The following is an 11,453-nucleotide window of genomic DNA, read 5'->3' as shown; positions in this document are numbered from 1 at the left end:
CCTGCGGTCAGGCATGACGCTGCTCGACGTCGGCTGCGGCTGGGGCGCCACCATGCGCCGGGCGATCGAACGGTTCGACGTCAATGTGGTCGGCTTGACCCTGTCGAAGAACCAGGCCGCCCACGTTCAGCGGAGGTTCGATGCGATGGACAGCCCCCGGAGCAGACGGGTGCTCCTGGAAGGCTGGGAAGGGTTCGACGAACCGTTCGATCGCCCGGCGCATGGTGGCGCCCCAGCCGCAGCCGACGTCGAGCAGCGTCATGCCTGACCGCAGGCCCAGCTTGCCCAGGGCCAGATCGATCTTGGCGATCTGCGCCTGCTCCAACGTCATGTCGGCGCGTTCGAAGTAGGCACAGCTGTAGGTCTCGGTCGGGTCCAGAAACAGGCGGAAGAAGTCGTCGGACAAGTCGTAGTGAGCCTGGACATCGGCAAAGTGCGGTGTGAGACGCTCGGTCATTCATGGGCCTTTCGTATCCCCGTGTCGGTCGCGAAGTGCGGAGCGAATCAGGAACCCCCGAAGCACCCCCATGAGGTATTCGGAGCGTCCGGGCTCGTGGATTGGTCCACGGCGGACGTTTTTTGCCAGGCGTCGCAGGGCCGGTTGAACCGTGACCAGAGACCGCAGGCCGCACCGGATAGGGTGGCAAGGTGACCCACTATGACGTCGTAGTCCTCGGAGCCGGCCCCGGCGGGTACGTCGCGGCCATTCGTGCCGCCCAGCTGGGCTTGAACACCGCGATCATCGAACCGAAATACTGGGGCGGGGTCTGCCTCAACGTCGGCTGTATCCCGTCGAAGGCGTTGCTGCGCAACGCCGAATTGGCGCACATCTTCACCAAGGAAGCCAAAACCTTCGGCATCACCGGCGAGGCCACCTTCGACTACGGCGCGGCGTTCGACCGCAGCCGCAAGGTCGCCGACGGCCGGGTGGCCGGGGTGCATTTCCTGATGAAGAAGAACAAGATCACCGAGATCCACGGCTACGGCACCTTCACCGACGCCCACACCATTTCGGTGGCGCTCAACGAGGGCGGCACCGAATCGGTGACCTTCGACCACGCCATCATCGCCACCGGCTCCAGCACCCGGCTGGTGCCCGGTACGTCGCTGTCGGACAACGTCGTCACCTACGAGCAGCTGATCCTCACCCGGGAACTGCCCCAATCGATCGTCATCGCCGGCGCCGGCGCGATCGGCATGGAGTTCGGATACGTGCTGGCCAACTACGGCGTCGAGGTCACCATCGTCGAGTTCCTGCCGCGGGCGCTGCCCAACGAGGACGCCGATGTCTCCAAGGAGATCGAGAAGCAGTTCAAGAAACTCGGTGTCACCATCCGCACCGGAACCAAGGTGGAAAGCATCGAAGACGACGGGTCGACGGTATCGGTCGTCGTCAGCAAGGACGGCAACAGCGAGACGCTGAAAGCCGACAAAGTGTTGCAGGCCATCGGTTTTGCGCCCAACGTCGAGGGCTACGGCCTGGAGGCGGCCGGGGTCGCGCTCACCGACCGGGGCGCGATCGGCGTCGAGGAGTACATGCAGACCTCGGTCCCGCACATCTACGCGATCGGTGACGTGACCGGTCTGTTGCAACTCGCCCACGTCGCCGAGGCGCAGGCCGTGGTGGCCGCCGAGACCATCGCCGGTGTGGAGACGATGTCGCTGGGCGACTACCGGATGATGCCGCGGGCCACGTTCTGCCAGCCGCAGGTGGCCAGCTTCGGGCTCACCGAGCAGCAGGCCCGCGACGAGGGCTATGACGTCAAGGTGGCCAAGTTCCCGTTCACCGCCAACGGTAAAGCGCACGGCGCCGGCGATCCCAGCGGGTTCGTCAAGCTGATCGCCGACGCCCGCTACGGCGAACTGCTCGGCGGGCACCTGATCGGCCACGACGTCTCCGAGCTGCTGCCCGAGCTGACTCTGGCGCAGAAGTGGGACCTCACCGCCAACGAGTTGGCCCGCAATGTGCACACCCACCCGACCATGTCCGAGGCGCTGCAGGAGTGCTTCCACGGACTGACCGGGCACATGATCAACTTCTGACGTTCGTCAGCCCTTCGCCAGGGTGAACTGGGCGACGTAGCTGACGTTGCGTTGAAAGAAGTCGGCGCAGCCCAGTAGGTACTTCACATACCGGTCGTAGATCTCCTGGGAGGTCACTGCGATCGCCTGGTCCCGCGCCGCCTGCAGCCGGGTCGCCCAGGTGTCCAGGGTCCGCACGTAATCCGGTGTCAGGTCCTGGCGGCCGGCCAGCGAAAATCCCGCGGCCGCAGAGTATTCGAGGACATCCTCGTCACACGGCACCGAGCCGCCCGGGAAGATCTCTTTGGCGATGAAGCGCATGAACCTCAGGTCGGTCATCGTGATCGGGATGCCCATCTCCGGCCAGCGCTTCAACGGATGACCCATGATGGTCTGCAGCACCATCCGCCCGTCGTCGGGCATCACCCGGTGGCACAGCTCGAAGAACGCGGCGTAGCGCTCCTTGGGGAAGGCTTCGAACGCCTCGATGGACACGATGCGGTCGACGGGTTGGTCGAACTCCTCCCAGCCGCGCAGCAGAATCCGGCGGGAGCGGCCGGTGTCGATGTCGTCCAGCACCTGCTGGCCGAGGCTGCACTGGTTCCTGCTCAACGTCAGACCCACCACGTTGACGTCGTAGGTTTCGATCGCCCGCCGCATCGCCGAGCCCCATCCGCAGCCGACGTCGAGCAGCGTCATCCCCGGCGCGAGGTCGAGCTTGGCCAGCGCGAGATCGATTTTCGCGATCTGCGCCTCCTGTAGCGACATGTCCTCGCGTTCGAAATAGGCGCAGCTGTAGGTCCGGGTCGGATCCTGGAACAAGCCGAAGAACTCGTTCGAGATGTCATAGTGGGCCTGCACATCCTCATACGCCACCGGCATCTTCGGTGCACCCGACGTGGTGTCGGCCATCGGTGTGAGCTCCTGCCTGCCGTGGTGGATCCGGACGCCGCCCAAGCCCGTCAGGCGGGTGTCTTCTCGCAGGTGAACTGGGCGACGTCGGTGTAGCCGACCCGGAACAACTCGGCGCATCCGGTCAAGTACTTGTGGAACCGCTCGTAGACAGCCTCGGAGGTGATGGCGACGGCCTCGTCGTGGTGGGCTTCCAGATTGTTCGCCCAGGTCTCCAGGGTCCGAACGTAGTGCGGCTGCAGGTGCTGCTCGCGGGTGATGGTGTAGCCGGCATTGCCGGCGTGGTCGGTGATCTGCGCGGCCAGTGGGAGCCGCCCGCCGGGGTAGATCTCGTCCATGATGAATTTGATGAACCGCACCCGTGACATCGTCAGCGGCAGCTGCTTGGCCTTGATCTCCGCATCGCTGGGAATGATGATGCTGTGCAGCAGCATCACCCCGTCGTCGGGCATCCAGCTGAACGTCTTCTTGAAGTAGTCGTCGTAGGAGTTGAAGCCGAAGTGCTCGAACGCGCCGATCGACACGATCCGGTCGACCTGCCCGTCGAATTCCTCCCACGGCTGTAGCCGCACTTCCATGCGGCGGCCGCTGGTGGAGTTCGCGAACACGTTGTCCTCGATGTGCTGCTTCTGGTTCTCCGAGAGGGTCAGGCCGATGACGTTGACGTCATAGCGCTCGGCGGCCCGCCGGATCGTCGAGCCCCATCCGCAGCCGATGTCGAGCAACGTCATCCCGGGTTGTAGGCCCAGTTTGCCCAGCGACAGGTCGACTTTGGCCAACTGCGCTTCCTGCAGCGTCATGTCCTCGCGCTCGAAGTAGGCGCAGCTGTAGGTCTGCGACGGGTCCTGCCACAGCTTGAAGAAGTCGTTGGAGATGTCGTAGTGGAACTGCACTTCGCCTTTGTCTGATCCGCGCGTCTGCGCAGCGGATTTCGAGAGCCACCGGGACTCGGCTTTGGATCGTGCGCTTGTTGAATCTGCCACGGCTGGGTCCTGTCCGGAAGAAGCGAAGTCGGGGGACGACGTGCTGGTGGCTCAACACTGGGGTTGACAGTACGCCCCGAATGGCCGCGGTGCGTCGCAGGTTTTCGGCGCGGCGCACCCGTCCATCCGGCGGCCGGCGCCGAATACCTGGATATGCAGATGTCGCCGGCGGACGCCGCCTGTGAACCCAGCAGCGGTGCGGCCCGGCGGATCGCGCCGGCGGGGATCAGCGTGGCCGCCGTCGGGGTGCTCTACGGCTACGACCTGTCCACCTTCGCCGGGGCGTTGCGTGACCTCACCGCCGAGTTCGGCCTGTCCACGCGCCAGCAGCAGATGGTGACGGCCGCGGTGGTGATCGGCGAGGTCGCCGGGGCGGTCGGCGGCGTTCGGCTTGCCGACACCATCGGCCGCAAACGGGCCACCGTGCTGGCCACGGCCGGCTACGCCGCGTTCGCGGCGATCAGTGCCGCCGCGGTATCGCTACCGCTGCTGCTGGTGGCGCGGCTGCTGGTGGGGCTGGCGATCGGGGTATCGCTGACGGTGGTTCCGGTCTTCCTCGCCGAGTGCGCACCGGCCAGGGTTCGGGGTGCACTGCTGGTCGCCTCCCAGTTGACGACGACGGTCGGCATCATCGCCGGCTACCTGGCGGCCTCGCTGCTGGCCGGCTCGCACAGCTGGCGATGGTCGCTCGGGCTGGCGGCAGTGCCGGCGCTGCTGATCCTGCCGGCACTGCTGCCGATACCGGATACCGCTCGGTGGTATCTGCTCACCGGCCGGCCGGCCCTGGCCCGCCGGGCACTCGCGGTGCTCGATCCGGCGGCCGACATCGAGGCCGGCCTCGCCGAGATCTCGTTGGCGCTGGCGGAAGAACGCGGTGGCGGTTGTGCCGAGATGCTGCGGCCACCCACCCGGCGGGCCACCGTCTTCGTGCTGGGTCTGGGCTTCGTGGCGCACCTGACCGGGATCAACGCCATCATCTACTACAGCACCCAGCTGTTCGGCGCCCTCGGATTCACTGGCAACGCAGCGCTATTGGCATTGCCGGCGCTGATCCAAGTGGCCGGTCTGGCGGCCGCGGGCGCCGCCTTGCTGCTCGTCGACCGGGTTGGAAGGCGACCGATCCTGTTGTCCGGAGCGGCGACGATCGTGACCGCCGACGTCGTGGTGGCCGGCGCCTTCGTTGCCGGAGCGGCGGCGCTGGGTGCGTTCGGTGTACTGCTGTTCGTGGCCGGATTCAGCGTCGGCTTCGGGGCCATCGTCGGCGTCTATGCGGGGGAGTGTTTCCCGGCCCGGTTGCGCGCCGCGGGGGTCGGGGGCGATGCTCACCGCTGATCTGGTGGCCAATGTCATTGTCACGTCGGTGTTTTTGAGCATGCTGCGATCACTGGGAGGCGCGGGCACGTTCGCGGTACTGGGTGCGGTCGCGCTGCTGGCGTTGATGTTCTGCTATCGGTTGGCCCCGGAGACCAACGGCCGGCAGTTGGAGGATATCGGGAGCCTGCTCAGCCTGCCAGCAGAACGAAAATGGCTAATCCGGTGAGCATGCCGGTCGCGTTGGCGCAGGCGTTGACCACGTCATTGCCCACCCATCGCCACCCCGACGACGGCTGCGTCGGTGCCCCGCAGTGCAGCCGGTCCTCCACGGTGGCCTGACAGGCCGCGCAGACGAACCGGGCCTGCACACTGGCACCGATCGCGGTGTCCACCAGCGAGCCGACCACGCCGGCGGCCAGCCCGACCGGCAGCATCGCCCACCCGCCGAACACGGCACCGAATGCGCCCACCGCCAGCGCTCCCAGCACGGTGGCGGCCGAGCCCAGCGGTGACACCGCCCCGGAGCTGCCCTTGGGGACCCGGCGGAAGCTCCGCAGCGATAGCGGCTCCCGGTGGGAGAAGCGGCCGATCTCCGATGCCCACGAGTCGGCGATGCCGGCGGCGATCCCGCCGATGGAGACGGCGTACCAGGCCGGATCGCGGGTGAAGGCAAACCCGATCACCGGCACCAGCACCGGAAGGCCGGCGTTGACCGCGACCTGGCTCATGGTGCGCATACCTGCCGACCGGCCGGGCCGGCGATAGGCGGTGAGCAGGCTGGTCAGCGAGAAGAACACCGCGGCCGGGATGATCCACGCCCACCCGCCGAGACCGACGGCGACCCCGGCGATCAGACCGCCGCACAGCGCGCCGGGCAGATCCAGCCAGCGCATCCGGAGCATGAAAGGCACGATGGCGCAGCCGAACACGGCCGCCGCCAACCAGCGCAGCGCGTCGTCGGTCGACAGCTCACGCGCGACGTGCAACAGCAGCGCTACCCACGGCGTGATCAGCAGGTTGTCCGCCGCCGGCCATACCAGCAGCTCCACCGCCGCCGTGGTCACCGCGACGAATACCGAAACCGCTACCGCCAGGAACGAATTCAGTTCGAGACCGGCTAGGCAGAACACCAGCGACACCGCGAAGGCGATCGCCACGAAGGCCACCGAACCCTCCAGGGTGCGCACCCCGCCGCCGGCCTCCACCCGGTGCCGGCCGAAGCGGTCCCCGATCAGCGCCGCACCTGCGTCGGCCAGGCCCAGCACCACCACACCCGCGGCGATCGCCACCCGATCCGGCCAGAACGCCAGCACCGCGACCAGTGCCCCGGCGGCGAACCCGACCAGCCCGTAGTCGCGGGAGCGGGTCCCGTCGAAAACCCCCGGCACCGGAATCAGGCCCCGCTCTACGATGACCGCCAACGCCACCGTCGCGACGGCCAGCACGCCCGCCACCACCGCCTGGTGCGAGAGCTGGAAGGCGGCCAGGGCGGCGAACAGCCCGCACAGGGCATGGGGAATCTTGCGGGTGACCAGCGGGCCGGCGCCTCGGCGCACCAGCGCTCGCCCGACGACGATCAGCACGGCCGCGATCAGCAGGATCCCGCCCCCGGCGACGGCCAGGTCGTGGCCAACGGTAGCTGTCACGCAGCGCTACTCGTCGAAGTCCAGCGGCACCCGCAGTGCGCTCAGCGTGGCGGCCAGCGCGTCGTATTGCGATGTCAGCATGACGAATTCGATCAGCCGAGGACGATCCAGGTGCTTCGACAACTCCGCCCAGGTGGCATCCGAAAGGGTGCGGGTCTCCACCAGTTCGTCGATCGCGGTCAGCATGGCGCGCTGACGATCGTCGAGTTCGGCGAAACGGGGACCGCCGGGGCCTTCGAAGATGCGGGCCTGGGTGGCGTCGTCCAGGCCGGCGGCCCGGCCCATCCGCTTGTGGTGCTGCAGTTCGTACTGGCTGTCGCGCAGGTGCCCCACCCGCAGGATCACCATCTCGGTGTCGCGGGTGGACAGCTTGCCGCCGCGCATCAGCACGCCGCCGAACGGCAACCAGGACCACATCAACCGCTTGTGCTGGCCGAGCGTGGTGAATAGATGCGCCCGGGGCACGCGCTGGCGGGCCGCGACGACCTTGCAGACAAGCCAGTTGGCGAGACCGAGGTCGCGCAGGCCGGGGGCTTGGGGGATACGAGCTGTCACCGCTGTTGCTTTACCAGATACGGCGACACCGTGCTGCGGTGTTCGTTGAGATCGAGGTCGCGGCCCAGCGCCGGGAACGCCCGCTGGGGGCAGTTGTCGCGTTCGCAGACCCGGCAACCCGCACCGATCGGGGTGGCCGGCACGTCCTGGCCACCGTGCAGGTCGAGCCCCTCGGAGTAGACCAGCCGGTGGGCGTGCCGCAGTTCGCAGCCCAGCCCGATGGCGAACATCTTGTCCGGCTGGCCCCACCGCGCGGCGCGGCGTTCGACGGTGCGCGCCACCCACAGGTATTTGCGGCCATCGGGCATCTCGGCGATCTGCACGCCGATCTTGCCCGGGTTGCCGAACGTCTCGTAGACGTTCCACAGCGGGCAGGTGCCGCCGCTGGAGGAGAAGTGAAAGCCGGTGGCCGACTGACGTTTTGACATGTTTCCCGCGCGATCGACGCGGACGAAGGAGAACGGCACGCCGCGCATCGACGGCCGCTGCAGGGTGGAAAGGCGGTGGGCGATGGTCTCGTAGCTGACCCGGTAGAACGCCGACAGTCGCTCGATGTCGTAGCGGAACGTCTCGGCACTGTCGTGGAACTGCCCGTAGGGCAACACGATCGCCGCGGCGAAGTAATTGGCCAGCCCCAGCCTGGCCAGAGTCCGCGAGTCCTTCGAGGTGAACTTGCCCTCGTCGACCATCGCCGAGATCTGGTCGTCGAATTCCAGGTAGGCCAGCTCGGCGGCCATCTTGAAAACCCGCTGGCCCCAGGACAGGTGGGTGGAGATGTCCAGGGTCTTGGTCGTCGCGTCGTAGCGGTGCAGCACCGTGTCGCCCAGATCGATCCGGCGGTTGATGTGCACGCCGTGTACCTCGGTGAGCCGGTTGGCCAACTCGACGGCCAGCTCGCCCTGGTGCCGGCGCATCCGGGTGGCCAGCTGCTCGGCGGCGGTGTCGAGTTCGTGTAGGTAGTTCTGTCGCTGATAGAAGTAGTCGCGGACCTCTTCGTGCGGCATGGTGATTGCGCCGGTGCCGCTGCCGTCGGTGTAGCGCTCTTCGGTGGCCGCGGCGAGTTGGGCGGTGGTGATCCGGTAGCGGCGGTGCAGGTTGACCATCGCGCGGGCCAATTTGGGGTGGGCGCTGACCAATTCGGCCACCTCGGTCAGTGCGACGTCGATGTCCAGGTCGCGGTCCATCGTGACCTCGCGCAACTCGGCGACCAGCCGGGTGTCGTCCTGGGAGGCGAAGAAGGTGGCGTCGACCCCGAAGACCTCGGTGATGCGCAGCAGCACGGCCACCGTCAGCGGCCGGACGTCGTGCTCGATCTGGTTGAGGTAACTCGGTGAGATCTCCAACATCTGCGCCAGTGCGGCCTGACTGAACCCGCGCTCGCTGCGCAGCTGGCGCACCCGGGAACCGACGTAGGTCTTGGCCACTTCACCGACCCTACCTGTTGCGAAGGCGGCATTCGCATCATTGGCATGGCATGATCACTCAGGGAAAACGACGGGGAGCTTCGATGCAGCCGACAGATGAGCCGACCGGTCTGGCGAAGGTGTTGATGCCGGTGCCCGACCCCCACCCGGACGTTTTCGACCGGCAGTGGCCGCTGCGGGTCGCCGACGTCGACCGGCGCGGCCGGCTGCGGATGGACGCGGCTGCCCGCCACATCCAGGACATCGGCCAGGACCAGCTCCGGGAGATGGGGTACGAGGCCACTCACCCGCTCTGGATCGTTCGGCGCACCATGATGGACCTGATCGCACCCGTCGAGTTCCAGGACGTGCTGCGGGTGCGGCGCTGGTGCTCGGGCACCTCCAACCGCTGGTGCGAGATGCGGGTCCGCATCGACGGTAAGCGCAGCGGCGGCCTCATCGAATCCGAGGCGTTCTGGATCAACATCAACCGCGAGACCCAGGGCCCGGCGCGCATCTCCGACGATTTCCTGGCTGGGCTCAAACGCACCACCGGTGTCGACCGGCTGCGCTGGAAGGCCTACTTGAAATCCGGTGGCCGCGAGGACGCGGCCGAGATCCACGAGTACCCGATCCGGTTCACCGACATCGACATCTTCGATCACATGAACAACTCGGTGTACTGGACTGTCGTCGAGGACTACCTGTCGAGCTACCCGGAGCTGCTCGCGGCGCCGCTGCGGGTCACCCTGGAGCATGAAGCCGCCGTCGCGCTCGGCGACAAACTAGAGATCGTCTCGCACATCTACCCGGCCGGATCGACCGATCGGTTCGGGCCCGAACTGGCCGATCGCGCTGTTAGAACGCTCACATACCTGGTGGGCGAAGAGGTCAAAGCGCTCGCCGCGATCTTCCCGCTGTAACACGTTCTAGTCAGTACGGGCGTACTGCTAAAACCCGCGTTGAGCTGTGTAGATAAGTTACCGACCGGTAGCTTTTGCGGCACGGACCACAAGAGGGCCTCCGCATGATTCTTCGCAAACTTCGCATAACGGTCGTACTGTTTTGCCAAACTTGGCAACAAAAACCAGTGGACCTGGGCTGATGTGGTGTGTCAAGGTCGCATTAACACACCAGTGAATCCGTCGGGGTGTTGGCAAGTCCGAGAAGCGCCCGGCGGTCGCGACCATGAAGGAGCAGCCATGTCGACCGTCGGCACGCCGAAGAGCCCCGAGCAGATCCAGCACGACTGGGACCACAACCCGCGCTGGAAGGGCGTCACCCGCACCTACTCGGCCGAGGACGTCGTCGCGCTGCAGGGCCACGTCGTCGAGGAGCACACCCTGGCCCGCCGCGGCGCCGAGGTGCTCTGGGAGCAGCTGCACGACCTGGACTACATCAACGCCCTGGGCGCACTGACCGGCAACATGGCCGTCCAGCAGGTCCGGGCCGGCCTGAAGGCCATCTACCTGTCCGGCTGGCAGGTCGCCGGTGACGCGAACCTGTCCGGACACACCTACCCCGACCAGAGCCTCTACCCGGCCAACTCGGTGCCGCAGGTCGTGCGCCGGATCAACAACGCGCTGCTGCGCGCCGACGAGATCGCCAAGGTCGAGGGTGACACCTCGGTGGAGAACTGGCTGGCCCCGATCGTCGCCGACGGTGAAGCCGGCTTCGGTGGCGCGCTCAACGTCTACGAGCTGCAGAAGGCGATGATCGCCGCCGGCGTCGCAGGTTCGCACTGGGAGGACCAGCTGGCCTCGGAGAAGAAGTGCGGCCACCTGGGCGGCAAGGTGCTGATCCCCACCCAGCAGCACATCCGCACGCTGACCTCCGCCCGTCTGGCCGCCGACGTGGCCGGCGTGCCGACCGTGGTGATCGCCCGCACTGACGCCGAGGCGGCCACCCTGATCACCTCGGATGTCGACGAGCGCGACCAGCCGTTCATCACCGGTGACCGCACCGCCGAGGGCTTCTACCGGGTCAAGAACGGCTTGGAGCCGTGCATCGCCCGGGCCAAGGCCTACGCTCCCTACGCCGACCTGATCTGGATGGAGACCGGCACGCCGGACCTGGAGCTGGCCCGCAAGTTCGCCGAGGGCGTCAAGGCTGAGTTCCCCGACCAGATGCTGGCTTACAACTGCTCGCCGTCGTTCAACTGGAAGCAGCACCTGGATGACGCGACCATCGCCAAGTTCCAGAACGAGCTGGGCGCGATGGGCTTCAAGTTCCAGTTCATCACGCTGGCCGGCTTCCACGCCCTGAACTACTCGATGTTCGACCTGGCCCACGGCTACGCCCGCAACCAGATGAGCGCCTACGTCGAGCTGCAGGAGCGCGAATTCGCCGCCGAGGAGCGGGGTTACACCGCGACCAAGCACCAGCGCGAGGTCGGTGCCGGCTACTTCGACCGGATCGCCACCACCGTCGACCCGACGTCGTCGACGACCGCGCTGGCCGGCTCGACCGAAGAGGGCCAGTTCCACTGAGTCCCTGACTTTCCGCCGAGCAGTCGCGAAAGCCCCGTCCTGTAGAGCTTTTTAGGGGCTTTCGTGTCTGCTCGCCGGGGAATGGCTTCCGCGGTGCTTGTCGGATTGTGCCGCGGGGGAGTTGACAGC

Annotated in this window: 9 protein-coding genes and 2 pseudogenes; 5 read left to right on the top strand and 6 right to left on the bottom strand. The window is 66.9% G+C overall.

Features of this window, described 5'->3' with window-relative positions; all coding sequences use genetic code 11:
• Window positions 1-13: 13 nt before the first annotated feature.
• Window positions 14-268, top strand: coding sequence for a class I SAM-dependent methyltransferase (locus A5648_RS23005; RefSeq protein ID WP_428844370.1), 255 nt, complete (start codon window positions 14-16; stop codon window positions 266-268).
• Here A5648_RS23005 and mmaA2 read toward each other — a convergent pair.
• Window positions 202-457, bottom strand: a pseudogene (gene mmaA2, locus A5648_RS23000) (cyclopropane mycolic acid synthase MmaA2); the annotation flags it as partial. The gene A5648_RS23005 and the pseudogene mmaA2 sit on opposite strands and share 67 nt — an antisense overlap.
• 191 nt (window positions 458-648) lie before the next feature.
• Here mmaA2 and lpdA point away from each other — a divergent pair.
• Window positions 649-2,043, top strand: a complete 1,395-nt coding sequence (gene lpdA, locus A5648_RS21950; RefSeq protein ID WP_065026587.1) for a dihydrolipoyl dehydrogenase — start codon at window positions 649-651, stop codon at window positions 2,041-2,043.
• Between the two features lie 6 nt (window positions 2,044-2,049).
• Here lpdA and A5648_RS21945 read toward each other — a convergent pair whose 3' ends face one another.
• Complete coding sequence (locus A5648_RS21945) at window positions 2,050-2,934, bottom strand: cyclopropane mycolic acid synthase family methyltransferase (RefSeq protein ID WP_207511810.1); 885 nt, start codon at window positions 2,932-2,934, stop codon at window positions 2,050-2,052.
• Between the two features lie 50 nt (window positions 2,935-2,984).
• Window positions 2,985-3,917, bottom strand: coding sequence for a cyclopropane mycolic acid synthase family methyltransferase (locus A5648_RS21940; protein ID WP_065026586.1), 933 nt, complete (start codon window positions 3,915-3,917; stop codon window positions 2,985-2,987).
• Between the two features lie 159 nt (window positions 3,918-4,076).
• Between A5648_RS21940 and A5648_RS21935 the strand changes: the two are divergent.
• A pseudogene (locus tag A5648_RS21935) lies at window positions 4,077-5,457 on the top strand (sugar porter family MFS transporter).
• On the opposite strand, the gene A5648_RS21930 reads toward A5648_RS21935, so the two are convergent.
• From A5648_RS21930 to ramB, 3 genes are read right to left on the bottom strand one after another with little or no spacing between them, the layout of a single operon-like run.
• Window positions 5,420-6,877, bottom strand: a complete 1,458-nt coding sequence (locus A5648_RS21930; RefSeq protein ID WP_065026585.1) for a DUF92 domain-containing protein — start codon at window positions 6,875-6,877, stop codon at window positions 5,420-5,422. The pseudogene A5648_RS21935 and the gene A5648_RS21930 overlap by 38 nt on opposite strands.
• Before the next feature lie 6 nt (window positions 6,878-6,883).
• Window positions 6,884-7,432 carry a carboxymuconolactone decarboxylase family protein gene (locus A5648_RS21925; RefSeq protein ID WP_065026584.1) on the bottom strand — a complete coding sequence of 183 codons (549 nt, stop codon included), beginning with the start codon at window positions 7,430-7,432 and terminating at the stop codon, window positions 6,884-6,886.
• On the bottom strand, window positions 7,429-8,856 hold the full coding sequence (ramB, locus tag A5648_RS21920; RefSeq protein ID WP_065026583.1) for an acetate metabolism transcriptional regulator RamB: 1,428 nt from the start codon (window positions 8,854-8,856) through the stop codon (window positions 7,429-7,431). The genes A5648_RS21925 and ramB overlap by 4 nt, the downstream gene beginning before the upstream one ends.
• Window positions 8,857-8,939: 83 nt before the next feature.
• Between ramB and A5648_RS21915 the strand changes: the two genes are divergently transcribed.
• Together A5648_RS21915 and aceA are read left to right on the top strand one after the other, a co-directional pair.
• A complete protein-coding gene (locus A5648_RS21915) occupies window positions 8,940-9,758 on the top strand; it encodes an acyl-[acyl-carrier-protein] thioesterase (protein WP_065026582.1) in 819 nt (272 codons plus the stop codon).
• Window positions 9,759-10,037: 279 nt separating this feature from the next.
• Entirely contained in the window at window positions 10,038-11,324 is a 1,287-nt protein-coding gene (gene aceA / locus A5648_RS21910; RefSeq protein WP_064854909.1) for an isocitrate lyase, read from the top strand.
• Window positions 11,325-11,453 lie beyond the last annotated feature (129 nt).

The sequence above is a fragment of the Mycolicibacter sinensis genome, from assembly GCF_001673565.1.
GTDB classification, from domain to species: domain Bacteria; phylum Actinomycetota; class Actinomycetes; order Mycobacteriales; family Mycobacteriaceae; genus Mycobacterium; species Mycobacterium sinense_C.
This window is presented reverse-complemented; position numbering and strand designations above follow the sequence as displayed.

What these genes read in the sequence shown, in the direction of transcription:
- A5648_RS23005 (WP_428844370.1), top strand. Translation starts at nt 14, where the DNA reads ATGACGCTGCTCGACGTCGGCTGCGGCTGGGGCGCCACCATGCGCCGG.
- A5648_RS21945 (WP_207511810.1), bottom strand. Translation starts at nt 2,934, where the DNA reads ATGGCCGACACCACGTCGGGTGCACCGAAGATGCCGGTGGCGTATGAG.
- A5648_RS21915 (WP_065026582.1), top strand. Translation starts at nt 8,940, where the DNA reads ATGCAGCCGACAGATGAGCCGACCGGTCTGGCGAAGGTGTTGATGCCG.
- aceA (WP_064854909.1), top strand. Translation starts at nt 10,038, where the DNA reads ATGTCGACCGTCGGCACGCCGAAGAGCCCCGAGCAGATCCAGCACGAC.